This window comes from Salipiger sp. ABF4_146 (assembly GCF_056161345.1).
In genome coordinates this window covers 101,880-126,490 of sequence record NZ_JBSWYX010000003.1, presented here as the reverse complement: position 1 = coordinate 126,490, position 24,611 = coordinate 101,880, and the positions used below count along the sequence as shown (strand labels likewise).

The window sequence follows — 24,611 nt, the reverse complement described above, 5'->3', positions numbered from 1 at the left end:
ATGACTATCCAAGCCGTCGTCTTCGACATCGGCAATGTGCTGATCGAATGGCAGCCAGAGCGATACTTTGATCGCCTCATGGGAGAAAGCGCGCGCCGCGCGATGTTTTCTGAGGTTGATCTTCATGAGATGAACGACCGCGTCGACCAAGGGAAAGACTTTCACGACGAAGTCTATGCCCTTGCCGAGCGGCATCCGAAGTGGCGCGAGCAGATCCGCCATTGGCACGATCACTGGATCGAATTGGCGCGCCCGGAGATTCCGCGCTCGGTCGCGCTCCTGCGCGCGCTGCGCGCCCGTGGTGTTCCCGTGTTTGCGCTCAGCAATTTCGGGATTGGCACCTTCGAACTGGCGCAGACGGTCTACCCGTTCCTGTCGGAATTCGATCAGCGCTTCATCTCGGGCTATATGGGCGTGACCAAGCCTGCCGCCGAGATTTATGCAAGGCTGGAGGCCGAGACAGGCGTTGCGCCGGAGCGGCTGCTGTTCACCGATGACCGTGACGACAATATCGCCGCGGCCGCCGCGCGTGGCTGGCAGGTGCATCCGTTCCGTGGGCCAGCGGGCTTTGAGACCTGCCTCGTGGGCCATGGGCTGCTGCCGGAGCGCGATGCCGCATGAGCTACACTCTCGGTGTTCTCGCCGCGGCGATTCCCGTCATCGCCGCCCTGCCGGTCGTCGGTGAGCTTCGCCGCCGCCCGCTTACAGATCTTCGCCGCTCGCAGGCACCGGGCAAATTCGCCCAGCTGAGCCGCGGGCGCACGCATTATCAGCTTATGGGGCCCGAGACCGGCCCGCTGGTGGTCTGCATTCACGGTCTCACAGCGCCATCGCCCGTGTTCCATGCGCTGGCGCGGCATCTGGTCGGGCAGGGCAAGCGGGTGCTGATCTACGATCTCTACGGGCGCGGGTTTTCTGACCGTCCGCGAGGGGCGCAGACGCCTGCCACCCTGACGGCGCAGCTAGAAGACCTGCTGGCAGCGCTCGATCTGACGGAGCCGATGACCTTGCTGGGCTATTCGCTTGGCGCGACGGTCGCGTCGGCCTTTGCCGCCGATCACCCCGAGCGGGTGTCGCGGCTGGTGCTGGTTGCCCCTGCGGGGATCGAGTCGGACCTGTCGCCGGTGGTTGAATGGACCCTGCAGCACCGGATCTGCGGCAGTTGGTTGTTCCACATGGTGTTTCCCAAGGCACACCGGCAGAACGTGATCGAAAGTTCGGACAGCCGCAGCGAGGTGCCGGAGTTCGATGAGATTCACCTCGATGAGCTGACCCGGCGGGGCTTCGTGCGGTCAGTGCTGGCAAGCCTGCGCGGCTGCCTGCAGGAGCCGCAGGAGGCGGCGCATCTGCGGATCGCGCAGCTTGGGCTGCCAGTGCTTGCAGTGTGGGGCGCGCAAGACCGGATGGTGCAGGCCGGGGCGGCCGAGCAGCTCGAATCGTGGAACCCGGGGCTGCAGCAGGAGGTGATCCCCGACGCGTGGCACGGGCTGCCGCACACGCACGCGTATCAACTGGCCGAGCTGATCGCGGGCCATGAAGAGGCGCTCAAGCGAGCCTGAGCGCCACCTGCCCGGCCGGTCTCAAGCCGGCTGGGTCGTGGTTGCGAGCCGAGGGCTTTCACGCACCGGAAGGTGCAGCACCGCGCTCAGCGCGCCGACCCCCACGCCGATCCACCATACAAGCGTGTAATCGCCGTAGATGTCGTACATGCGCCCGCCCAGCCAGACGCCGAGGAAGCCGCCGAGTTGGTGGCTGAAGAACACGATGCCGTAAAGCGTGCCCATGTAACGCAGCCCGTAGAGATGCGCGACCAGCCCCGAGGTCAGCGGCACGGTGGCCAGCCACAGCGCGCCCATGACCACCGAGAAGACCAGCACGCTGACCGGGGTGATCGGCAGCATGATGAAAAGCGCCGCGACGATGGTTCGCCCGCTGTAGATCAGTGCCAGAAGGTATTTGCGCGGCCAGCGCTTGCCCGCCCATCCCGCCAGCAGCGTGCCACCCACGTTGGCCACGCCGATGACGGCGATTGAGACCGCGCCAAGCGCCGAGGTGGTGGTCACGCCGATATTGTGCAGCACGCTGCCCACGGCGATCGGGCTGCACAGTTCGGTCACGAAGGCCGGGAAATGCGCGGTGACGAACGCCAGCTGGTAGCCACAGGAGAAGAACCCAAGGAAAATCAGCGAGAACGACGGATCGCGAAACGCGCGGCGCAGGATGGTGCCCATGCTCTCCTCGATCTCGGCCTTGCTGGCGGCGGGGGCGCGCATCAACGGCAGGAACAGCAGCACCGCGAGGATCGCGGCGGTGAACACCATGAACACTTCCTGCCAGCTCATCAGGCCGAGCATCCATTCGGCCACCGGCGCGCCGAAGATCTGTCCGGCGCTGCCTGCTGCTGTGGCAATGGCAAGGCTCATCGAGCGGTTCTCGTCGGATGAGGCGCGCCCGACCACCGCGAGGATCACGCCAAAGCCGGTGCCAGCAACGCCGAAGCCAACGAGCACCTCGTAAAGCTGATGCTGCAGCGGGCTGACGGCAAAGCTCGACAGCACGAGGCCGGCGGCATAGATCACCGCGCCCATGATGATCGCCTTGCGATCGCCGATCTTCTCGGCCAGCGCGCCAAAGAGCGGCTGGCCGATCCCCCATGCGAGGTTCTGGATGGCGATGGCGAGCGAGAACTCGGCCCGCGGCCAGTTGAATTCCTCGGCGATCGGGATCTGGAACACGCCAAAACTGGCGCGGATCGCGAAAGAGATCAGAATGATCAGGCAGCCCACGGCAAGGACGGGCGTGAAGAGGGGGGTGCGGGTCATACGCGGGGGCTCCTGTGAACCGCGGCACACTCGCGGCATTTGAACGCAGGGTCAATTCGGCTTTCGTGATTTCAATCATCACGTTGCCTGATGTGTGGCCAATGCGGGCCCAAAGGGTCGAGGCCTCTACACAATCGCGCTGCGGCGCGCTATGGCGCTTGCATGACCACGCTGATGGACCTCTACGACGAGCGTGTGGCCGACGGCCATCTTCTGCGCGACCCGGCGCAGGAAGAGGCGTTGCCGCACTTCGAGCGCATCCGCGCCGAGCTTGCCAAGCCGGTGAAGAAATCGCTGTTCCGCCGCCGCGAGCCGGAGCCGCCCAAGGGGCTCTACCTCTGGGGCGGCGTCGGGCGCGGCAAATCGATGCTGATGGACCTCTTCGTCGACAGCCTGCACGTGCCGGTGCGCCGGGTGCATTTTCACGCCTTCATGCAGGAGATGCAGAGCGAACTGCACCGCCTGCGCGAACAGGGCGTCGAGGATCCGGTGGTGCCGATGGCCAAGAAGGTTTCGGACGCGGTGAAGGTGCTGGCCTTCGACGAGATGCAGATCACCGACATCGGCGACGCGATGCTGGTTGGACGGCTTTTTGAACAGCTTTTCGCGGCGGGAACCGTGGTGGTCACCACTTCGAACCGGGTGCCTGACGATCTTTACAAGGATGGTCTCAACCGCCAGCTCTTCCTGCCGTTCATCAAGCTGATCAAGGAAAACCTGGACGTGCGCGAGCTGGCGTCGGAGAAAGACCACCGGCAGGACCGGCTGAAGGGTGCCCAAGTTTACTTCTGCCCGGTCAATCCCGAGACGCGCGCCGAGATCGACCGGATCTGGAAAGAGCTGACCCACGGCAAAGAAGAGGTGCTGACGCTGCACGTGAAGACCCGCAAGGTCGAACTGCCGCGCTACTGGAACGGCGTGGCGCGGGCGCGGTTCTACGATCTGTGCGGGCAGCCGCTTGGCCCGGCGGACTACCTCGCGCTGGCCGACGCGGTGCGGGTGCTGGTGATCGAAGACATTCCGCGGCTGGGACGTGGCAACTTCAACGAGGCGAAACGCTTCGTGACGCTGGTTGATGCGCTCTACGAGGCCAAGGTCAAGCTGATCGCCAGCGCGGTGGACGAGCCCGAGAGCCTCTATGTCGAGGGGGCGGGTGCTTTCGAATTCGAGCGCACCGCCAGCCGCCTGCGCGAGATGCAGGATGCCGATTGGGGCAAGCCGATCGATTGAGCACTGCGGCGGGTCAAACGTGCCCGCGGGAGCGTCTCAGCGCAAACGTCTGTGCCCCCAAAACTGTGCCCCAGACAAAAAAAGGAAGGGTCCCGAAGGACCCTTCAATACTGCTCGTTTTATAAAGTCTTCTGCCTGCGATAGAAATTCCACTTCCGGCCCAAGTGGGGGCCGTGGGCAAGGCAGAGGTGTCGGTGGTTGGCCGCATCAGAATTGCGATGCCGCCGGTCCTGTCCCTGTAGCGCCGTCTTGGAAGGGCGCCGTCCCGTAACGCTCTGTCTGTCCCCGTCGCTTGCACCGCGCAGATTGAGGTGAAGCTAAACCTTGTACCCCAATCCTAGGTGAGCGGGAAACAATCCGTCAAGATATAGTTGGTTAAACGAACCCTAAGAGTCCATTTTTCTCGCACCACCACACATGGTGCCCTCGGGTCAGCCGTTTTCGCGCAGAACCGTGCCCGCCAGATAGAGCGAGCCACAGATCAGGATGCGTGCGCGCGGCTCTTCGGCGGTGATCGCGGCGAGCGCGGCAGGCACGTCGGCGGCGGCATGCGCGCGCAGTCCCGACGCGCGGGCGGCGCGGGCGGTGTCCTCGGCCTCCAGTGTTGCGGGGGCATCCGGGATCGACACAGCGGTGAGGCTGTCGGCCACGCGTGCCAGCGGACGCAGGTAGCCGCCGGTGTCCTTGGTGTTCAGCATGCCGCAGATCAGATGCGTGGGGCGCCGCGGCATCCGCGCCAGATGCTCGGCCAGAGCCTCGCCCGCCGCCGGATTGTGGCCGCCGTCGAGCCAGAGCTCGGCCTGCGGCGCTGCCTTGAGCAGCGGACCATGGCTCAGGCGCTGCATGCGGGCGGGCCAGTCGGCCGAGGTGACGGCGGCCTCGCAGGCCTCTTCGCCGAACCCGAGGTGCCGCAGTGCCGCCAGCGCCGCGCCGGCGTTGGCCAGCTGGTGACGACCGGGCAGGTTGGGCATCGGCAGATCCAGAAGGCCGGTCTCGTCCTGATAGACAAGGCGACCGCGTTCTTCGGCAACGTGCCAGTGCTGACCGTGCGCCAGCAGCGGCACGCCGAGCTTTGCGGCACGGGCCTCGATGACCTCCATCGCCTCCTCGGGCTGTGGGCCGACCACGCAGGGCACGCCATGCTTGAGGATGCCCGCCTTTTCCCCGGCGATGTCGGCGAGGGTTTCGCCAAGGTATTGCTGATGGTCCAGCGAGATCGGCGTGAGGATGGTCAGCGCGGGCTTTTCCACCACGTTGGTGGCATCGAGCCGCCCGCCAAGGCCGGTTTCCAGCAGCGTATAGTCCGCCGATGTCCGGGCGAAGGCCAGCAGCGCGGCGCAGGTGGTGATCTCGAAATAGGTGATCGCTTCGCGCTGGTTCTTGTCCCAACACTCGTCGAGCACGGCGCTCAGCGCGTCTTCGGAGATCAACTCGCCCGCCAGCCGGATGCGCTCGTGAAAGCGCACGAGATGCGGCGAGACATAGGCGTGCACGCGCTTGCCTCCCGCCTCGAGCCCGGCCCGGATCATTGCCTGCGTCGAGCCTTTGCCGTTGGTCCCGGCAAGGTGGATCACCGGAGGCAGGGCGCGTTCGGGGTGGTCCAGCGCCTCAAGCAGCCGCCAGACTCGGTCGAGCGTAAGATCGATGATCTTGGGGTGCAGGGACATCATCCGGTCGAGGATGACATCCGACCCGGCGGCGCCGGAAACGCTGCTCACGCTGGTCACTTGGCGGATTTCTTCTTCTTGTCGGCTTTGGCATCATCCTTGGGCGCGGCCTCGGCCGGAGCGTCCGCGCCCGGCGCCGGCAGATCGCCCGCGACGGCGGGCGGCATACCCATCAGCATGCGCAGGATGGTGGTCAGCTCGCCGCGCAGTTCGCGGCGGTCGGTCACCCGGTCGAGCATGCCGTGCTCGAGCAGGTACTCGGCGCGCTGGAAGCCCTCGGGCAGCTTTTCACGAATGGTCTGCTCGATCACCCGCGGACCGGCGAAACAGATCAGCGCGCCGGGCTCGGAGATCTGCACGTCGCCCAGCATGGCGTAGGACGCGGTGACGCCGCCCGTGGTCGGGTGGGTCAGCACGACGACATAGGGCAGGCCTGCCTCGCGCAGCATCTGGATCGCCACGGTCGAGCGCGGCATCTGCATCAGCGACAGGATGCCTTCCTGCATCCGCGCGCCGCCAGCGGCCGAGAACAGGATCAGCGGGCGCTTGAGCTTCACCGCCTCTTCGGCGGCGGCGACGATGGCGTTGCCGACGTACATGCCCATCGATCCGCCCATGAAGGTGAAGTCCTGCGCGCAGGCCACCACGGGGGTGCGGTTGATCTCGCCCGAGGCGACGAGCATCGCATCCTTTTCGCCGGTCGAGCGCTGCGCGGCCTTCATCCGGTCGGGGTATTTCTTCTGGTCCCGGAACTGCAGCGGGTCGGCGATCGGCTCGGGCACCGCGACCTCGTTGAACACGCCGCCGTCGAACAGCGCATCAAAGCGCGCGCGGGGGGTGATGTTCATGTGGTGGCCGCAATTGGTGCAGACGCCGAGATTGTCCGTCACCTCGCGGTGGAACAGCATCGTCCCGCAGGAATCGCATTTGGTCCAGAGATTGTCGGGGACCTCGCGGCGCGAGAAGATCGAGTTGATCCGGGGACGGACGTAGTTGGTGATCCAGTTCATTGCGGTGCTGCCCTTGTTTTCCGAGCGTGCCCTGCGGCGTCAGGGGCTTTGGGTTGGCGCTGACTTAAGCAAGCGGCAGGAGAAATGCAATCGCGGCCTGCGTGACAGCAGCAAGCCCGCGGTCAGCGCCGCAGCGCCAGCCGGGCCGCAAGCCAGCTTATCAGCAGGGCAATCAGGTCGAGCGGCAGAATGCGCATCAGCGTCTCGGTGTCGTCCAGCGCGAAGGGCCAGTGCCTCAGCGCAAGGCCCGACATCTGGCCGTCGGGCGCGACCAGGGCCAGCGCCACGATATTGTTGGCGAAATGCAGCGCGATCGCCGGGCCCAGAGTGCCGGCGCGGGCCGTGAGGTCGGCGGCGGCGAGGCCGAAGAGAAAGGCCCAGAGCGCGACATAGATCGCCGCGTCGCCATAGGTGCCGGGCGCGTAATGCCCCAACGCAAACAGCGCCGAGGGTAGGCACAGCCAAACCCACGGCTGCGGAAGCCGCGCGGCAAGCTGGGTTTGCAGGTAGCCGCGAAAGAGCAGCTCTTCGCTGGCGGTCTGCAGCAGGATCGCGGGCAGGATCAGCGGCAGCAGCGCCAGCCAGCGCAGCGGCGCGAGCCCCGGCTGTAGCGGTGTATCCTGCGCCCAGATCGTTGCCGCAGAGGCGATCAGAGCCGCCGCGCCCGCGGCCAGTCCGACTCGCATGAACTGGCGCAATGCCACCGGGGGCGGGCCGATGAGCGTGATCGCAGCGCGCCCGTGCAGCGCCCGTGCCGCGGCGATGGCCCCAACGCCCATGGTGCCCATCGAGACCAGCAACAGCAGCATTCCGGCCGGCGCGTCGGCCTGCCGCACCGCCGCCGCGAGCGCGCTGTCACTGCCCGGCGGCAGGAACAGCGTGACCATGGCAAAGAGCATCTGACCGAGCACGAAGCTCACCGCCGCGGCGACGCACAGACCAAGTGCCAGCCGCCAGAGTTCGGGGCGGCGTGCAGTGGCGGTCAGCATGACGAAGGGACGATAGCTCATCGCCGCGACCCGCGCCGTGGCGCGGCAGCATGGGGGTGCGAAACCAATAATACGGCACCGGTCGGTAAAACGGTTGATCGAAACACTTTGGTTGTCCAGTTTTCGCCAAGTTTCGAGTGGCCAGCCGATCCTGTCAATTCCCACCATGGTGAAGCGCAGGTGAAAGGCGGGCTTTCATTCTTGTGAAGCCGCAAGGGGTTCGCTAACCGGGTGTGATGATATCGAGCCTTCGAACCAGCCGTCTTCCGGGGCGGCACATTGGTGCCCTGCTTCTTGCAGCCGCCGTTCTTGCTGGGTGCAGCGGCCAGATCGGCAGCCCGCCAACGCCGCTGCGGCAGGTGCAATTCGCCGGCGGCGCTGTGGTGGTCGCCGGGCCCGAGGGCTACTGCATCGACCCGACCACGCTCGAGCGTAGCGCCGGTCAAGGCTTTGCGCTACTGGCCTCCTGCCACATCCTCAGCGGCGGCGAGGGCGCGGCGGTCGCGCCGATGATGCTAACCGTAACGGTCGGCCCGGCGGGAGACGGGCGCAGTCTGCCATCGCCAGAGGTGATGGCCGCCGAGGCGGGCCAGACAGAGATCGCGGGCGGTGGGGTGCGCAATGGATTGTCGCTGGTGCATCTGGGCGCGGGCGGCAACCGGATGCTGGAGGCGGGCGATCCGCGCTACTGGCGCGGAGCCTTCCATCAGAACGGGCGGCTGGTGATCCTTGCGCTCTACGCGCCCGAGGGCAGCGTGCTGGCCGGTGGAGATGGCGCGACGATGCTGCGGGCGGTGCGTGCGCGAATCGACGCGCTCAGCCCCGAGGCGGCGGCGCAACGCTAGGCGCCCGATGCGCCTCGCCCCCGTTTATTCGATCTTGGGGATTTGCCATAACAACGCGAACGCCGGTTCGGTCCAAAGCGCCGGACGGGGGCGGGCGTATGGGGCAGGGCGGATTGCGATGGGACACGGCAGATGAGCGAAGACAGGGGCATGCGCTGGGGGCGCCGGGCGCTGCAGGCGCTCGTGTTGCGCCGCTGGACACGTGCCGCCGCCGCAGCCCCTAAAACGCCGCTTGCCGAGTTGCGCAGCCAGCGCGGCGCCGCGCGCCGTCTGCGGCAGCAACTCGATCGGCTGCTTTATGTGGCCGAAGAGCGGCTGGCCCTGCCTTTGGTCGGCAACCAGAGCTTTCCGCGCCCGGCGGATGCCGATTGGGCGTGGCGCCCGCAACTTTGGCGCGGGCCGCTGCCGCAGCCGGGCGTCGCCTCGGTGCCTGCCAAGGCGCCACTCGGTGACGAGGCGACGCTGTTTCACGATTGCCCGCGATCAGAGATCACCCTGCGGCAAATCCGTAACCTGCGGGAATCCGATCTCGCGCCCTATGGGCTGCGGCTGGATGTGTTCCGGTTTCGCGGGTCCTACCTTTCGCTGGCGGTCGCCTTGCCCGAAGAGGCCTGCCAAGGTCTGACGCGGCGGCATCTGATCCGGGTCGAGACCATCGCCGAGATGGAAAAACCGCTGGAGCTGTTCGCCCGGCTCAACATCCGTCACGGTCCCAACACCGAACAGATCGTCCGCGAACTGCCGCTGACCGACGCAGAGATCAGCGTCGAGTTCGATCTTGCCTACACGCGTCTGAACGAAAAGCGGGTGGATGCCATGTGGCTCGATCTGATCTTCGAAGCGCCGGAAATGAACGAGGTGATCCTGCGGGATCTGACCTTCAGCCGCCGCCCACGGGCGGAACTTTGAGCCGGGGACGCTGATGAGTGACTACACGCTGACCAAGACGCGCTTTCGCGAGGGCATATGGCAGGGGCTGCTGACCGGCCCTGCGGACGGTCAGCCCGAGCTTTCGGTCTGCCTCGAGGGCGCGTCGGTGCGGGGGGTGACACTTTCTGCCTTGGACACCGCCGGGCAATGGGCGCTGGAGGTTCCGGTGCCGGTCGAGGCGGTGGGCGACGGGGTGCAGACCTTCGTGATCCGCGAGATGGGCAGCGGTGAGATGCTGGAAAGCTTCACGCTGATCGCCGGCGAGGCATTGGGCGATGACATCCGGGCCGAGATGTCGCTGCTGCGGGCCGAACTCGATATGCTCAAACGCGCGTTCCGGCGGCACTGCCTCGAGACCGGCGGCTAGGCCTGCGCCGCCTGCCGGCACCGCTGCTGGTTGACCTTCTGCACGCCAGTGGCCAGTGTGCGCAGGATTTTTCCCTTTCGGCGCGTCGCCGCGGAGTCCCCACATGTCCCCCTTGCGCGGCATTGCGCTGAAACTCACCTCCGTGGTGCTCTTCGTCATCATGTCCGCGCTGATCAAGGCCGCCTCCGATCAGGTGCCGACGGGCGAGGCGGTGTTCTTCCGCTCGTTCTTCGCTATGCCGGTGATCATTGGCTGGCTGCTATGGCGGGGCGATCTGAACTCGGGTCTGCGGGTGGTCAGCCCGCTGGCGCATTTCCTGCGCGGCATCGTCGGAGTGGCGGCCATGGGCTTCACCTTCGCCGCGCTGGGGCTGCTGCCGCTGCCCGAGGTGACCGCGCTTGGATATGCTGCGTCGCCGCTCACCGTGCTGTTCGCGGCGCTGCTTCTGGGCGAGAAGATCCGCCTGTTCCGCACCTCGGCGGTGCTGATCGGGCTGCTCGGTGTGATGATCGTCATGGCGCCGCTGCTGACGGTGTCGGAGGTCAGCACTGCGGTGCTTTGGGGTATTGGGTTCGTGATGACCGCGGCGGTGCTGCGCGCCTTGGTGCAGATCCACATCCGCCGCATGGTGCAGACCGAGCAGACCTCGGCCATCGTGTTTTTCTTCTCGCTGACCTCGACCGGCCTGTCGCTGCTGACCTTGCCGTTCGGTTGGGTGGTCCCAAGCCCGACCGAAACGATGATGCTGATCGCAGCGGGGCTTCTGGGTGGGGTGGCGCAGATCTGCCTGACGTCAGCCTACAAGGGCGCAGAGGCCGCGCTTCTGGCACCGTTCGACTACGCCTCGATCCTGTTTGCCATTCTCATCGGCTACGTGGTCTTCGCCGAGGTGCCGACCCCGCTGATGCTGCTTGGTTCGGCGATCGTCATCGCTTCGGGCATCGCCATCATCCTGCGCGAGCGGGCGCTGGGGCTGAAACGCTTCAAAGCCCGCCCGGGGATGACACCGCAGGGCTAGGGCAGGCTGCGATATGCGCTAGGCTTCGCCGACATTACCGGGATCGGCGCGTAGATATTCCGTCAGACGGCTCATGTCTTGCTGCAGGTGATAGCGCGTTGCCGCCGCGGCCCCCTCTGCGTCTCGCCGGGCGAGGCAGCCGACGATCGTCGCGTGCTGCTTGATCGCGCCGTCGGGCGAGGTGTCATAGGTGCCCATGGTGAAATGCACGCGGTCTGTGGTGCGTTTCCAGCGCTCCAGTTGCTGCCAAAGATCGCTGTGGCCCGCCGCGTCGCAAAGAGTCCGGTGAAAGCGATCGTCGAGGCGCAGAAGGTCTTGCGGCTTGCGCGTGCTGACCAGTTTCTGACGAACGATCTGATCGCGCAGGCTGGATAGAAGCGCGGTATCGGCCGTGGCGGCGGCGCGGCGCACGATTGCGACCTCGGTCTGCTCCCGCAGAAAGCAGGCCGTCCGCACCTGAGGTTCCGATATGGGCCTGACCGTGATTTTATTGGTGCCGCCGCGGGCCACGAGGCCTTCGTGTTCGAGAAGAAGCACGGCCTCGGCGAGTGTGTAGTGCGACACGCCGGTGTTTTCGGCAAGGTCTGTGGGGCTCAACTGCAGGCCCGGAGAGAGCCGGTTGCGCGAAATCGCGTCGCGCAGTGCCCGGACCAATGGAAGAGCGGGGCAGCCGCGGTCCTCTTGGTCCGGGGTGATGTCCCTGTAAATCCATTATCTTAGATTCAGCTTTGGCGCGATTTACAGTAGTGCCGGGTTTTCAATCCTGCAACGCCGTTCATTTTCGGGCAGGGCCGCCGATGTCTTCGGGTGCGACGGCGACGCTTTTCATCACTGCATGGCACGCGACGCCGGGTGCCAGAGCAAGCGTTTCGGCAGAGCGGCGGGTGATCCGGGCAAGGATGCGCCCAGCGTCAGTATCGAGCGAGACCATCGTGCCGGGGCCCTCGCCGGCGCGGATTTCGTGCACTCGCCCCGCAACGATGTTGAGCGCCGACAGGCCCTCGGGCCGCTGCCGCGACAGGATCACCTCATGCGCCGCGATGCGCACCCGCACGCGCGTGCCGGGTGCGGCGCCGAGACGCGGGATCAGCAGCGGCGCATCACCGGCGCGCAGTTCGGTCAGCCCGTCTGCGTGGTGGCACACCACATGCGCGGTGAGCAGTGCCCCCGCCGCCCGCGCGCCCAGCGGGGTGACGGCCGGATCGCTCAGCACTTCTGCGGCTGGGCCCTGCCGGGTGACCCGACCCTTTTCTAGTGCGACCACCGTGGTGGCCAGCCGCGCGACCTCGGCGGCGGAATGGCTGACGAACAGGATGGGGATCGACGCGGCATCGCGCAGGCGTTCGAAATAGGGCAGGATCTCGGACTTGCGCGCCTCGTCGAGCGAGGCGAGCGGCTCGTCGGCGAGGATCATCTGCGGCGCGGACAGCAGCGCCCGCCCGATGGCCACCCGCTGTTTCTCGCCGCCGGAAAGCGCGCCGGGCCTGCGACCAAGCAGCGGCCCGATGCCCAGCATCTCGACAACGTGGTGAAAATCGGCGGGCGCCGCGCCGCGCGGCGCAAACCACTGGCCGTAGCGCAGGTTCTGGCGCACCGTCATATGCGGAAACAGCCGCCCCTCCTGAAAGACGTAGCCGATGCGGCGCCGATGCGGCGGCAGCCAGACCCGCCGCGCGCTGTCCATCAGCAGCAGATCGCCCGCCGCAATGCGCCCGGCCTCGGGTCGCAGCAGCCCGGCAACCGCGTTGATGATCGTGGTCTTGCCCGAGCCCGAGCGTCCGAAGAGCACGGTTACCCCGGCGGGCGCCTCGAAGCGCGCGTCGAGGTCGAAGCTCTGGAACCGGTGCTGCAGAGAGACAGACAGCGTCATGCGCCCGCCACCCGCCGCTGTGCCCGGCGCGCCAGCCATTCAGAGAGCAGCAGCGCCGACATGGCCACGGCGACAGAGACTGCCACCAGCCGCAGTGCGGCGCTTTCGCCGCCGGGGATCTGCAGGAAGGCATAGATCGCCGAGGGCAGGGTCTGGGTCTGGCCGGGAATGTTCGACACGAAGGTGATCGTCGCGCCGAACTCGCCCATCGCCTTGGCAAAGCCCAGCACCGCGCCGGCGATGATCCCCGGCGCGATCAGCGGCAGGGTGACGGTGACGAAAACCCACGCGCGCGGCGCGCCCAATGTCGCGGCGGCCTGTTCGAGCTTGGGATCCACAGCCTCCAGCGACAGGCGGATCGCCCGCACAAGCAGCGGAAAGGCCATAACCCCGGCGGCCAGCGCTGCGCCGGTCCAGCGAAAGGCGAAGACGATGCCGATCTCTTGCAGGACAGACCCCACCGGCCCCTGCGTGCCGAACGTCAGCAACAACAGATAGCCGGTGACCACCGGCGGCAGGATCAGCGGCAGATGCACCAGCCCATTCAGCAATTGCCGACCCGGAAAGCGCCAGCGTGCCAGCGCGTAGGCGGTCAGCAATGCCAGCGGCAGACCGCCCAGCGTGGCCCAGAACGACACCCGCAGCGACAGTTGCACCGCCTGCCACTCTTCGGGGCCGAGCCAGTCCATTCAGCCGTCCGCCTCGGTTTGTTCGGCCATCACGAAGCCCTGCCGCTCAAACGCGGCACGGGCTTCGGGGCCGTGCAGATAGTCAAGAAAGGCCGCCTCGGAGGGCGTGTCGCGCGTGGCGATATTTGCCACGGGGTAGATGATCGGCGGGTGGCTGTCGGCGGGAAAGGTGCCGATCACGCTGACGTTGTCATCCGCGGCGGCATCGGTGGCATAGACGATGCCGAGCGGTGCTTCGCCGGTGGAGACCAGCGCCAGCGCCGCGCGCACGTTGTCGGCCTGCGCAACGCTTGCAGAGGCCTCGCTCCACAGGCCAAGGCTTTCCAGCGCCGCCTTGCCGTAGATGCCCGCCGGCACCGCATCGACCAGCGCCATCGCCAGCCGGCCGCCGCCGAGCAGGGCGGGCAGGTCGAAATCGGAGGTGATCTGGACCGGTGCGGCATCCGTGCCATGGGCGATCAGCACGATGGAGTTGCGCAGCAGGTCGCTGCGGGTGTCCGGCTCAAGCAGCCCCTCGGCGCCTAGTGCATCCATCCACTGCGGGTTGGCCGAGATGAAGATATCGGCGGGCGCGCCCTGCTGAATCTGCCACGCCAGGGCCGAGGATCCGGCGAACGAGACGGTGATCGTGTCGTCCGAACTGGCCTCATAGGTGGCTTTGATCTCGTCCATCGCGTTCTTCAGGCTGGCGGCGGCAAACACCGTCACGGTCTCCGCCTGCGCCACGAGCGGAAGGCCAAGCAGGAGCGCAGCGGCTGCAAGGCGCGCGAAGGGGCGGACAAAAGGCATCGGGGAAAATCCTGAAAATCTGATATGTTCCGGGAAACATATCGCAATCGGGAGGCGGCCGGGCAAGCGTTATTTCCCCTCGGGAATATCGACGTGATCATTCGGTGCCCGCAACAGGTTCTGCAGCGTCTCGATCCGGTCGGCCCCGGCCTCGGCGATGGTTTCTTCCAGCGCCCGGTAATTGGCCAAAACCTCGGTGCCGGTGTCGGTCAGATGCGCGCCGCCGCCCTTGCTGCCACCGCGGCTGCTCTCGACCAGCGGCGCGCGAAACGCGGTGTTCATTTCCTCGACGAGGCTCCACGCCCGCTTGTAGCTCATCGCCATGGCGCGCCCGGCGGCGGCGATCGAGCCGGTCTCGCGGATATGCTCCAGCAGATCGGCCTTGCCGGGGCCGAGCATGGCATCGGTGCCAAAAAGGATGCGCAGCCGCAGTCGCGGGGCGCTGTCTGGAGGTGTCTGGCTCATGCGCAAGTCATCCCGCATCGCGGGCAGGCTGGCAAGCGGCGGCATCCGGGCGCGCTGTCGATGGTCTGCGTTCGGGCGCATTGCTGCAACGATCCGGCGCGCAGGGCCGTGGCGCGTTCAGCTGCCCTTGTCTTTCCCCGACGTCTGTCCAAAACTGGCCGCAATCAAGCAAGGCGCCCCGCATAAGGCCGCCCGAAGGGACAACAGGGAGATATCCATGCTCAAACAGCTTCTCGCCTCGGCGGCGCTTGTCGCCTGCGCAACGGGGGCCTCGGCCGAGACCAAGGTCGGGCTGATCACCACGCTGTCCGGCGGTGGCGCGGGCCTTGGCATCGACACGCGCGACGGCTTCATGCTGGCCATCGAAGAGGCCGGGCGCGACGATTTGGAAGTGGTGATCGAGGACGACCAGCGCAAACCCGACGTCGCTGTGCAGATCGCCGACCGGATGATTCAGTCCGAGAAGGTGGACGTGCTGACCGGCATCGTGTGGTCGAACCTCGCCATGGCGGTGGTGCCCTCGTCGACGGCGCAGGGGCTGTTCTATCTTTCGACCAACGCCGCACCGGCGCAGCTGGCGGGCCGGGGCTGTAACCCCAACTACTTCTCGGTGTCCTACCAGAACGACAACCTGCACGAAGCAGCGGGCGCCTATGCCGCCTCTGCGGGCTACGAGAACGCCTTCATCCTCGCACCGAACTACCCGGCTGGGAAAGACTCGCTCAACGGCTTCAAGCGCTTCTTCGAGGGGGAACTGGCGGGCGAGGTCTACACCAAGCTGGGCCAGACGGACTATGCCGCCGAGATCGCGCAGATCCGCGCTTCGGGCGCCGACAGCGTGTTCTTCTTCCTGCCCGGCGGCATGGGGATCTCTTTCCTCAAGCAATACGCCGACAGCGGCGTCGAACTGCCGCTGATCGGGCCGGCCTTCTCGTTCGATCAGAACATTCTGCAGGCCGTGGGGGATGCGGCGCTTGGCGTGAAGAACACCTCGTCGTGGAACAAGGACCTCGAGAACGAGAGCAACGCGCATTTCGTAGAAGCCTATCTGGCCAAATACGACCGTCTGCCCTCGCTCTACTCGGCGCAGGGCTATGACACCGCGCTGCTGCTGCTCTCGGCACTGGACAAGGCCGAGGTGAGCGACAAAGACGCCTTCCGGTCTGCTCTGGAAGAGGCCGATTTCGCCTCGGTGCGCGGTGACTTCGCATTCTCGCCCAGCCATCACCCGGTGCAGGATCTGTATGTCCGCGAGGTGGTGCAGGAGGGCGACATCCTGACCAACAAGATCGTCGGCACGGCGATCGAGGATCGTGGCCACGCCTACGAGGATGAGTGCAAGATGTAAGGCGGCGGCCCACGTGGCTGGCGAAAGACCTGTGACTATTCCAACGTTCGATCCGAACCGCCCGGCCGCAAGGCCGGGCCGAGCCCGCCCGTTTCGATGGGCGGGCTTTTCGATGCCGTCGCGCGCGGCGCGCGGGCAATCGCGGCCCGGTGCCGCGGATCACATCGCAAGGGCGCCCGCATGACTCCCATCCTCATCGCCGAGCAGGTGCTGAACGGGCTGCAATCCGGCGTCATGCTGTTCCTCATGGCCGCCGGGCTGACGCTGATCTTCGGCGTCATGGGGCTGATCAACCTCGCCCATGGCTCGCTCTACATGGTTGGTGCTTTTGCCGCTGCCGCCACCGCTGCCGCCACCGGCTCTTTCGCGCTGGCATTGGTCGCGGCGCTGGCCGCCGCCGCCGCTGCGGGGGCGCTGGTCGAGCGGCTGGTGATCCGCAGGCTGTATGATCGCGACCACCTCGATCAAGTGCTGGCCACTTTCGCGCTGATCCTGATCTTCTCGGAAGGCACGCGCTGGATCTTCGGATCCTTCCCGCTCTATCTCGACATCCCCGAGGCGCTGTCGGGGCCGGTCACCTTGCCGGGGGGCATTCAGTACCCGCTCTACCGGCTGTTCATCATCGGCATGGGCCTTGTGGTCGCCGCGCTGCTGTTCTGGCTGATTGCCCGTACCCGTCTGGGTATTCGCATCCGCGCCGGCGAGAACGACCGCGAGATGATCGCCGCGCTTGGCGTCGACATCGCGCGGCTCTACACGCTGGTCTTTGCGCTTGGCGCGGCGCTGGCAGGGCTGGCGGGAGCGCTCGTGGGCGCGATCCAATCGGTGCAGGTGGGCATGGGCGAGCCGGTGCTGATCCTCGCCTTCGTGGTGATCGTCATCGGCGGCATCGGCTCGATCGAAGGGGCGCTTGTCGGGGCGCTGCTCGTCGGTCTGACCGACACGTTGGGCGGCATCTTCCTGCCGCAGCTGTTTGGCCTGTTCATGGAGCCCGCCGCCGCCACGCAGACCGGCGCGGCGCTGGCCTCGATGGCGATCTACGTGCTGATGGCGGCGGTGCTGGTCTGGAAACCCACCGGCCTCTTCGGAGCGAAATCATGAGCCGCGAACGTCTACTGGGCGCTGCCGTGCTGCTGGCGCTCGGCCTCGTGCCGCTGGCCGCGCATGTCATGGGCGAGCCCTTCACCATCACGCTGGCGACCCGCGCCGCGATCCTTGCGCTGGCGGCCGTGGGCCTCAATATCGCGCTGGGGATCGGTGGGCTGGTGAGCCTCGGCCACGCCACCTTCTTCGGCATCGGCGGCTATGCCATGGGCATCCTCGCCAGCCACGTGCAGAACTACGAGCCGATGTTCGAATGGCCGTTCCTGTTCGAAGGCTCGACCTCGATGCCGCTGATCTGGCTGGTGGGGGTGCTGGCCTCGGCGTTGGCAGCGCTGCTGATCGGGCTTTTGGCGCTGCGCACCTCGGGCGTCTACTTCATCATGATCACGCTCGCCTTCGGGCAGATGTTTTACTTCTTCTCGATCTCGTGGAGCGCCTACGGCGGCGAGGACGGGCTGTCGATCTACGTGCGCAACGGCTTTCCGGGGCTGAACACGCTCGACCCGATCCAGTTCTTCGGCCTGTGCTACGCGGTGCTCTGCCTCGTGCTGCTGGGGGCCCACCTGCTCGCGCGCAGCCCTTTCGGCCTTGCCCTCGGCGCGGCGCGGCAGAGCCCGGACCGGGTTCAGGCGGTGGGGCTGGATCCCAAGCGTCTGCGGCTGGTGGGCTTTGTCATCTCGGGGGCGGTGACCGGCCTCGCAGGGGCGCTCTTTGCCGACCTCAACCGTTTTGTCAGCCCCACCATGTTCAGCTGGCAGACTTCGGGTGAGATCATGGTATTCATCATCCTTGGCGGCGTCGGGCGGCTGTTCGGCCCGGTGGTCGGCGCGGCGGTCTTCGTCATGCTGGAGCATTTCCTCGGCGACATGTCCGAGTTCTGGCACATCTGGCTGGGGCTATTGCTGCTTGCGGTGGTGCTTTTCGCGCGTGGTGGCATCGTCGGGCTGCTGGCCGGACGGGGGCGCGCGCATGACTGACGCCATTCTTGAAACCCGTGGGCTGGTGAAGAGCTTCGGCGCGTTGCGCGCCTCGGATGGCATCACCCTCGACCTGCGCCCCGGTGAGATCCATGCGGTGATCGGCCCCAATGGCGCGGGCAAATCGACGATGATCAAGCAGTTGTCGGGCAATATCGCGCCCGACGAGGGCACGGTGCATTTCCTCGGGCGCGATGTGACCGGCCTCAGCACCATGGCTCGCGCCCGCGTCGGGCTTGCGCGGACCTTTCAGGTCTCGGCGCTGGCGATGGAGGACACGGTGCTGCAAAACGCGCTGCTTGGCGCGCTCGGCGCGTCGAGCTCGCCCTACCGCTTCTTCCGTCCCGCCCTGAAGCGGGCGGAGTTGAAGGACCGCGCCATGGCCGCGCTGGAGCGTATGGGGCTGGCAGAGCACGCCGCCACGGTGGTCAGCGAACTGAGCCACGGCCAGCGCCGCCAGCTTGAGGTGGCGGTGGCGCTGACCCTACGCCCCAAGGCATTCCTGATGGACGAGCCGATGGCGGGCCTTGGCGGCGAGGGTTCGCAGCGGCTGACGGGCATCCTCGACCGGTTGCGCGCCGAGGCGCCGATCCTGCTTATCGAGCATGACATGGACGCGGTCTTTGCCCTTGCCGATCGCATCTCGGTGCTGGTCTACGGGCGCATCATCGCGACCGGCACCGTCGACGAGATCCGGCGTAGCCCGGAGGTGCGCGAGGCCTATCTGGGAGATGCGGCATGAGCCTGCTGGAACTGCATGATCTGACCGCCTCCTACGGTGCTTCGCAGGCTCTCTTCGGGGTGTCGCTGGAGATTGCCGAGGGCGAGGTGCTGGCGCTCATGGGCCGAAATGGCATGGGCAAAAGCACCACGGTGCGCTGCCTCTGTGGAATGATGCCGGCGGGTGGTCAGCGGCGCTTTGACGGGCGGGACATCGGCAGGCTGCCCTCGCATAAGGTGGCGCGGCTGGGGATCGGGCTGGTGCCCGAGGGGCGGCGCTGTTTCCGCGATCTTTCGGTGACCGAGAACCTGATCGCCGCCGCGCGCCCGGGCCATTGGGATCAGGGCCGGGTCGAGGCGCTGTTCCCACGCCTTGCCGAACGGCGCGGACAGGTGGCGGGCACGCTTTCGGGTGGCGAGCAGCAGATGCTCGCCATCGGGCGCGCGCTGATGACCAACCCGCGGCTGCTGGTACTGGACGAAGCGACCGAGGGGCTCGCGCCGCTGGTGCGGCAGGAGATCTGGGACGCGCTGGGGGTGCTCAAGCGCGACAGCGGCCTGTCGATCCTCGTGGTGGACAAAGCGCTGTCGGAACTGGCGCAGGTGGCGGACCGCGCGGTGATCCTCGAGCGGGGGCGGTCCGTCTGGGACGGGGTGTTCGCCGAGGTGAAGGGCGAGGTCGCGGAGAGGTATCTGGGGGTCTGAACTCGCCCGGCTCCCGCAGGACAAACGAAGCAGGACAAACGAAAAGGGGCGGGAGAATTCCCCGCCCCTTTGCTGTCTTTGATCCCGAAGGCTCAGGCCTGCAGCGACTTGACCACCAGCTCGCCTTCTTCGCGGGCCTGCATTGCCTGCGCAGCGGCGTGGGCGCCCGCGGCGGTGGTGAAGTAGGGGATCTTGTCATAGAGCGCGACCGAGCGAATTTCGCGCGAGTCGGAGATCGACGCCGCGCCTTCGGTGGTGTTGAGCACCAGCTGCACATCACCGTCCTTGAGCAGGTCAACCACGTTCGGACGGCCCTCGTAGACCTTCTTGACCACCTCGCAGGTGATGCCCGCGTCCTTGAGGAAGTTGGCGGTGCCGACGGTCGCGAGGATCTTGAAGCCGAGCCCGGCGAGCATCTGCGCGCTCTCGATCATCTGCGGCGTCTTGTCCTCGTTGCGGATCGAGATGAACACCGTGCCGGTCGTCGGCAGGTGCGTGCCCGCACCCATCTGCGCCTTGAGGAAGGCACGCGGGAACGAGCGATCCCAGCCCATGACTTCCCCGGTCGAGCGCATTTCCGGGCCGAGGATGGTGTCGACGCCCGGGAAACGGGCGAAGGGCAGCACGGCTTCCTTCACCGAGAACCACGGCATGTTCGGATCGGCCAGCGTCATCGGATCGGCCAGCGGCAGCGCCGTGTCGTAATCGGCGTTCTCGGGGTAGGGCGCGCGCAGCGGGAATTCCGAGAGCTTTGCGCCCGCCATGATGCGCGCGGCGATCGAGGCGATGGCGCTGTCGGTGGCCTTTGCGACGAAGGGCACGGTGCGCGAGGCGCGCGGGTTCACCTCGATGAGGTAGATCTCGTCGCCTTTGATCGCGAACTGCACGTTCATCAGGCCGACGACGTTCAGCGCCTTGGCCAGCGCCTCGGTCTGGCGCTTGATCTCTTCAATCACCTCGGCCGAGAGGGAGAAGGGGGGCAGCGAGCAGGCGGAGTCGCCCGAGTGCACGCCGGCCTCTTCGATGTGCTGCATGATGCCCGCCACGTGCACGTCGGTGCCGTCGCAGAGCGCGTCCACGTCCAGTTCGGTCGCACCCGACAGGTAGCTGTCGAGCAGCACCGGGCTGTCGCCCGAAACCACCACGGCCTCGGCGATGTAACGCTCCAGATGTGCCATGTCGCGGACGATCTCCATCGCCCGTCCGCCCAGCACGTAGGAGGGGCGGATCACCAGCGGGAAGCCGATCTCTTCGGCGATGGCCAGCGCCTGCGCGTCGGTCGAGGCGATGCCATTGCGCGGCTGCTTGAGGCCGAGCTGGTTGACCAGCGCCTGGAACCGCTCGCGGTCTTCGGCAAGGTCGATCGCGTCGGGCGTGGTGCCGAGGATCGGGATGCCTTCGGCTTCCAGAGCATTGGCCAGCTTCAGCGGCGTTTGGCCGCCGAACTGCACGATGACGCCGTGCAGCGAGCCATTGTCCTGCTCGACGCGCAGGATTTCCATCACGTGCTCGAAGGTCAGCGGTTCAAAATACAGCCGGTCCGAGGTGTCGTAGTCGGTCGACACGGTCTCGGGGTTGCAGTTGACCATGATCGTCTCATAGCCGGCGTTGGTCAGCGCGAAACAGGCGTGGCAGCAGCAGTAGTCGAACTCGATGCCTTGGCCGATACGGTTCGGACCACCGCCGAGGATGACCACTTTCTTGCGGTCAGAGGGGCGCGCCTCGCATTCGACCTCGCCCATCATCGGCATTTCGTAGGTCGAGTACATGTAGGGCGTCTGCGCCTCGAATTCGGCGGCGCAGGTGTCGATGCGCTTGAAGCTGGCGACGATGCCCAGGTCGGTGCGGCGCTTGCGCACGTCCTTTTCCGCGAAGCCGGTGAGCGCGGCGAGGCGGGCATCGGTGAAGCCCATGATCTTCAGCGCGCGCAGCGCGTCGGCGTCGGTCGGCAGACCGTTCTGACGCACTTCGTTCTCGGTCTCAACGATCTCGCGGATGCGTGCGAGGAACCATGGATCGAAGCTGGTGACGCCGTGAATCTCATCGTCCGACAGGCCGTGACGCATCGCCTGCGCGATGGTGCGCATGCGATCGGGGGTCTGCTGGCTGATCGCCTTGATCACAGCCGATTTGTCGGGCGCGGTCGTCCACGCATCGACGTCGACGCCGGGGATTTCCACCTCGTCAAAGCCCGACAGGCCCGATTCCATCGAGCTCAGCGCCTTCTGCAGAGATTCGTGGATGGTGCGGCCAATGGCCATCGCCTCGCCGACCGATTTCATCGCGGTGGTGAGGAACGGCTCGGAGCCGGGGAACTTTTCGAAGGCGAACTTCGGGATCTTGGTGACCACATAGTCGATGGTCGGCTCAAAGCTCGCCGGCGTCACCTTGGTGATGTCGTTGTCCAGCTCGTCGAGCGTGTAACCCACGGCCAGCTTCGCGGCGATCTTGGCGATCGGGAAGCCGGTGGCCTTGGACGCAAGCGCCGAGGAGCGCGACACGCGCGGGTTCATCTCGATCACGACCATCCGGCCGTTGTCGGGGTTCACCGCCCATTGCACGTTGGAGCCGCCGGTCTCGACGCCGATCTCGCGCAGCACGGCGATCGAGGCCGTGCGCATCATCTGGTATTCCTTGTCGGTCAGCGTCAGCGCCGGGGCGACGGTGATCGAATCGCCGGTGTGCACGCCCATCGGATCGACGTTCTCGATCGAGCAGACGATGATCGCGTTGTCCGCCTTGTCGCGGACGACCTCCATTTCATACTCTTTCCAGCCCAGCAGCGACTCGTCGACGAGGATCTGGTTCACCGGCGAGGCATCCATGCCCGAACGGCAGTAGTGCATGTAGTCTTCGCGGTTGTAGGCGACGCCACCGCCGGTGCCGCCCAGCGTGTAGGCGGGACGGATGATCGCGGGCAGGCCGATATCCTCGAGCGCATCCAGCGCGATTTGCACGCCCGCGTCGAGATCGACCTTGCCGTTGTCCTTCTTCGGCGCGGTGACGATGGTGGCGCGCGGGTTCTCGAGGCCGATGCGGTCCATGGCTTCGCGGAACAGGGCGCGGTCCTCGGCCATCTCGATGGCCTCGCGCTTGGCGCCGATCATCTCGACGCCGAATTTTTCCAGAACGCCCATTTCCTCAAGCTTCAGCGAGGTGTTGAGGCCGGTCTGGCCACCCATGGTGGGCAGCAGCGCGTCGGGGCGCTCTTTTTCGATGATCTTGGCAACGACTTCCGGGGTGATCGGCTCGATGTAGGTGGCATCGGCGAGCTCGGGATCGGTCATGATCGTGGCCGGGTTCGAGTTTACCAGGATGACCCGGTAGCCTTCCTCGCGCAGGGCCTTACACGCCTGAGCACCGGAATAGTCGAATTCGCAGGCTTGCCCGATGATGATGGGCCCCGCTCCGATGATCATGATGGATTTGATATCGGTTCTTTTAGGCATGGGGGCACCTTTATGTCATGTCGATCACGGTCGGGCAGGGGGCAGCACGCGACGGAGTCGCCGCTCCCCGCAAATTGTCGTGCGTTATAGACAGAAGCTTTGCCCACGCAACCCCAGATCCGCCTTGTTTTCCTCTGCAGAGCAAAACTTGGTGACGGCAGTACGACAGCCGGTCTGCCGCGGCGTCATTCGTGGGCCGGAAAAGGGGGCTGCGCCGCTATGGCAAGACAAGATCAGTGCGGGCACTGCCGTTGTTTGGTTGCGCCGCGCCGCCAAGGCAAAGCGCCGACCCGTGGCTGCGGGCCGGCGCTTTGTCGGAGGCTGGCGAAGTGTCTGCGAACGGAGGGTTTTTACTGCGCGGCGTGCAGCATTTCCTGCGCGTCGTGGCCGTAGAGATAATCGCGGGTGGTCGGCACGGCGTATTGCTTATGTGCGATCTGCAGGTGGAACACGCCCTGCCGCGTTTCCTCGAAGGCCGCCTCGCAGACCGCAAGATAAAAGCGCCACATGCGGATGAAGCGTTCGTCATAGCCCATCTCGCGCACTTTCGGCAGCGCCGCCTCAAAGCGTCGGCGCCAGTGGTTCAGTGTCGGGCCGTAGTGGCCGCGAAGCACCTCGATGTCGGCAGCCCAGAGGCCGGATTTCTCGAGCGAAGCGGACACTTCCGAAAGACTGGGGATGTAGCCGCCGGGGAAGATGTACTTGTCGATCCACGGAGAGGTCGGCACCGGGGGCGCGGTGTGGCCAATGGTGTGGATCAGCGCCACGCCGTCGGGCTGGAGCAGGTCCTGCACCTTCGAGAAATATTCCTGCAGGTGCGGGAATCCCACGTGTTCAAGCATGCCGACCGAGACGATGCGATCGAATTTGTCCTCGATCTTGCGATAATCGAGCAGACGGAAATCCGTCTTGTCGGCCAGCCCGAGCTCTTCGGCGCGGCGTTTGGCGGTGGCCAACTGGTTCTCTGACAAAGTCACCCCGGTGACATGCACGCCGTAATCGCGGGCCAGCGTCAGCGCCATGCCGCCCCAGCCGCAGCCGATGTCCAGCACCTTCATGCCGGGCTTCAGCAACAGCTTGTGGGCGATGTGATCCTTCTTGGCGCGCTGCGCATCTTCGAGGCTCAGGTCCGGAGCGCGGAAATACGCGCAGGAATACTGCATATCTTGGTCGAGGAAGAGCCGGTAGAGATCGTCAGAAATGTCGTAGTGGTGTTGAACGTTCGATTTCGAACGCAGCGGGTTATTGCGCTGTTCAAGACCGCGCAGGCGCACACGCAGCCTGTCCACCGCGCTGAACCACGACGGCATCCGCCCGGATTGCTGGTTGCGGATCAGAAGGGCGAGGAAATCGTAAAGCTTGTGCGGCGGGCACTCGATGCGACCGTCCATGTACCCCTCACCAAGCGCCATAACAGGATGCTTGCAAAGGTCCTTGATGATCGAGACGTCGGTGATCGTGACCTCGGCTTCAGGGCCGCCACCCGGGCCGTATTCATGCACCGTGCCGTCGGGGGCCGTGATCCTGAGCCGACCTTCAACAATCAGCCGTTTCAAGATTCTTTCGAGTATGGATACCCACATAATCAGACCCCCTTAACTCGGATTTGTTTGAAAA

General features: G+C 66.0%; 23 protein-coding genes. 12 read left to right on the top strand and 11 right to left on the bottom strand.

Translation table 11 applies throughout. From position 1 onward, the window contains the following. Window positions 1-621, top strand: a complete 621-nt coding sequence (locus ACXAJT_RS05985; protein ID WP_475233806.1) for an HAD family hydrolase — start codon at window positions 1-3, stop codon at window positions 619-621. Further along, the gene (locus ACXAJT_RS05980) at window positions 618-1,559 is read left to right on the top strand and encodes an alpha/beta fold hydrolase (RefSeq protein ID WP_475233804.1); all 942 of its coding nucleotides are present in this window, start codon (window positions 618-620) and stop codon (window positions 1,557-1,559) included. The genes ACXAJT_RS05985 and ACXAJT_RS05980 overlap by 4 nt, the downstream gene beginning before the upstream one ends. Before the next feature lie 21 nt (window positions 1,560-1,580). Here the strand turns inward: ACXAJT_RS05980 and ACXAJT_RS05975 are convergent, their stop codons facing one another. Beyond that, the gene (locus ACXAJT_RS05975; RefSeq protein WP_475233802.1) at window positions 1,581-2,822 is read right to left on the bottom strand and encodes an MFS transporter; all 1,242 of its coding nucleotides are present in this window, start codon (window positions 2,820-2,822) and stop codon (window positions 1,581-1,583) included. Window positions 2,823-2,984: 162 nt separating this feature from the next. Between ACXAJT_RS05975 and zapE the strand changes: the two genes are divergently transcribed. Next, the gene (zapE, locus tag ACXAJT_RS05970) at window positions 2,985-4,052 is read left to right on the top strand and encodes a cell division protein ZapE (RefSeq protein ID WP_475233801.1); all 1,068 of its coding nucleotides are present in this window, start codon (window positions 2,985-2,987) and stop codon (window positions 4,050-4,052) included. A 431-nt stretch (window positions 4,053-4,483) separates the two neighbouring features. Here the strand turns inward: zapE and ACXAJT_RS05965 are convergent, their stop codons facing one another. The 3 genes from ACXAJT_RS05965 to ACXAJT_RS05955 all read right to left on the bottom strand — a co-directional run bounded on the left by ACXAJT_RS05965 (window position 4,484) and on the right by ACXAJT_RS05955 (window position 7,739). After that, entirely contained in the window at window positions 4,484-5,722 is a 1,239-nt protein-coding gene (locus tag ACXAJT_RS05965; RefSeq protein ID WP_475234166.1) for a bifunctional folylpolyglutamate synthase/dihydrofolate synthase, read from the bottom strand. A gap of 53 nt (window positions 5,723-5,775) precedes the next feature. After that, window positions 5,776-6,729, bottom strand: a complete 954-nt coding sequence (gene accD / locus ACXAJT_RS05960) for an acetyl-CoA carboxylase, carboxyltransferase subunit beta (RefSeq protein WP_475233798.1) — start codon at window positions 6,727-6,729, stop codon at window positions 5,776-5,778. A 122-nt stretch (window positions 6,730-6,851) separates the two neighbouring features. Continuing rightward, window positions 6,852-7,739 carry a lysostaphin resistance A-like protein gene (locus ACXAJT_RS05955; RefSeq protein ID WP_475233796.1) on the bottom strand — a complete coding sequence of 296 codons (888 nt, stop codon included), beginning with the start codon at window positions 7,737-7,739 and terminating at the stop codon, window positions 6,852-6,854. Between the two features lie 338 nt (window positions 7,740-8,077). On the opposite strand from ACXAJT_RS05955, the gene ACXAJT_RS05950 reads away from it, so the two are divergent. From ACXAJT_RS05950 to ACXAJT_RS05935, 4 genes are all read left to right on the top strand, one after another. Beyond that, a complete protein-coding gene (locus tag ACXAJT_RS05950; protein WP_475233794.1) occupies window positions 8,078-8,563 on the top strand; it encodes a dihydroxy-acid dehydratase in 486 nt (161 codons plus the stop codon). Window positions 8,564-8,695: 132 nt separating this feature from the next. After that, complete coding sequence (locus tag ACXAJT_RS05945; protein WP_475233792.1) at window positions 8,696-9,472, top strand: DUF6478 family protein; 777 nt, start codon at window positions 8,696-8,698, stop codon at window positions 9,470-9,472. Between the two features lie 13 nt (window positions 9,473-9,485). Continuing rightward, on the top strand, window positions 9,486-9,860 hold the full coding sequence (locus tag ACXAJT_RS05940; protein ID WP_475233790.1) for a hypothetical protein: 375 nt from the start codon (window positions 9,486-9,488) through the stop codon (window positions 9,858-9,860). A gap of 103 nt (window positions 9,861-9,963) precedes the next feature. Further along, window positions 9,964-10,878, top strand: a complete 915-nt coding sequence (locus tag ACXAJT_RS05935) for a DMT family transporter (RefSeq protein ID WP_475233788.1) — start codon at window positions 9,964-9,966, stop codon at window positions 10,876-10,878. 18 nt (window positions 10,879-10,896) lie between these two features. On the opposite strand, the gene ACXAJT_RS05930 is transcribed toward ACXAJT_RS05935, so the two are convergent. The 5 genes from ACXAJT_RS05930 to ACXAJT_RS05910 all read right to left on the bottom strand — a co-directional run bounded on the left by ACXAJT_RS05930 (window position 10,897) and on the right by ACXAJT_RS05910 (window position 14,691). Continuing rightward, complete coding sequence (locus ACXAJT_RS05930; RefSeq protein ID WP_475233786.1) at window positions 10,897-11,532, bottom strand: GntR family transcriptional regulator; 636 nt, start codon at window positions 11,530-11,532, stop codon at window positions 10,897-10,899. A 121-nt stretch (window positions 11,533-11,653) separates the two neighbouring features. After that, the gene (gene modC / locus ACXAJT_RS05925) at window positions 11,654-12,748 is read right to left on the bottom strand and encodes a molybdenum ABC transporter ATP-binding protein (RefSeq protein ID WP_475233784.1); all 1,095 of its coding nucleotides are present in this window, start codon (window positions 12,746-12,748) and stop codon (window positions 11,654-11,656) included. Then, a complete protein-coding gene (modB, locus tag ACXAJT_RS05920; protein WP_475233783.1) occupies window positions 12,745-13,437 on the bottom strand; it encodes a molybdate ABC transporter permease subunit in 693 nt (230 codons plus the stop codon). Before modB ends, modC begins: the two co-directional genes overlap by 4 nt. Then, entirely contained in the window at window positions 13,438-14,226 is a 789-nt protein-coding gene (modA, locus tag ACXAJT_RS05915) for a molybdate ABC transporter substrate-binding protein (RefSeq protein ID WP_475233781.1), read from the bottom strand. It abuts the gene before it with no gap. Between the two features lie 69 nt (window positions 14,227-14,295). Continuing rightward, on the bottom strand, window positions 14,296-14,691 hold the full coding sequence (locus ACXAJT_RS05910; RefSeq protein ID WP_475233780.1) for a winged helix-turn-helix domain-containing protein: 396 nt from the start codon (window positions 14,689-14,691) through the stop codon (window positions 14,296-14,298). Between the two features lie 217 nt (window positions 14,692-14,908). Here ACXAJT_RS05910 and ACXAJT_RS05905 point away from each other — a divergent pair, with 217 nt between their 5' ends. From ACXAJT_RS05905 to ACXAJT_RS05885, 5 genes are all read left to right on the top strand, one after another. Next, window positions 14,909-16,039, top strand: coding sequence for an ABC transporter substrate-binding protein (locus ACXAJT_RS05905; RefSeq protein WP_475233778.1), 1,131 nt, complete (start codon window positions 14,909-14,911; stop codon window positions 16,037-16,039). Between the two features lie 180 nt (window positions 16,040-16,219). Continuing rightward, complete coding sequence (locus ACXAJT_RS05900) at window positions 16,220-17,140, top strand: branched-chain amino acid ABC transporter permease (protein WP_475233777.1); 921 nt, start codon at window positions 16,220-16,222, stop codon at window positions 17,138-17,140. Next, the gene (locus ACXAJT_RS05895; protein WP_475233775.1) at window positions 17,137-18,120 is read left to right on the top strand and encodes a branched-chain amino acid ABC transporter permease; all 984 of its coding nucleotides are present in this window, start codon (window positions 17,137-17,139) and stop codon (window positions 18,118-18,120) included. Before ACXAJT_RS05900 ends, ACXAJT_RS05895 begins: the two co-directional genes overlap by 4 nt. Then, window positions 18,113-18,862 (top strand): ABC transporter ATP-binding protein, encoded by a 750-nt coding sequence (locus ACXAJT_RS05890; RefSeq protein ID WP_475233774.1) that lies wholly within the window; start codon window positions 18,113-18,115, stop codon window positions 18,860-18,862. The genes ACXAJT_RS05895 and ACXAJT_RS05890 overlap by 8 nt, the downstream gene beginning before the upstream one ends. Then, window positions 18,859-19,545: an ABC transporter ATP-binding protein gene (locus ACXAJT_RS05885; protein ID WP_475233771.1), complete on the top strand. Its 687-nt coding sequence runs from the start codon at window positions 18,859-18,861 to the stop codon at window positions 19,543-19,545. Before ACXAJT_RS05890 ends, ACXAJT_RS05885 begins: the two co-directional genes overlap by 4 nt. A gap of 92 nt (window positions 19,546-19,637) precedes the next feature. Here the strand turns inward: ACXAJT_RS05885 and carB are convergent, their stop codons facing one another. Together carB and ACXAJT_RS05875 are read right to left on the bottom strand one after the other, a co-directional pair. Continuing rightward, window positions 19,638-22,994, bottom strand: a complete 3,357-nt coding sequence (gene carB, locus ACXAJT_RS05880; RefSeq protein ID WP_475233769.1) for a carbamoyl-phosphate synthase large subunit — start codon at window positions 22,992-22,994, stop codon at window positions 19,638-19,640. A 350-nt stretch (window positions 22,995-23,344) separates the two neighbouring features. Beyond that, on the bottom strand, window positions 23,345-24,577 hold the full coding sequence (locus ACXAJT_RS05875) for a class I SAM-dependent methyltransferase (RefSeq protein WP_475233766.1): 1,233 nt from the start codon (window positions 24,575-24,577) through the stop codon (window positions 23,345-23,347). Window positions 24,578-24,611 lie beyond the last annotated feature (34 nt).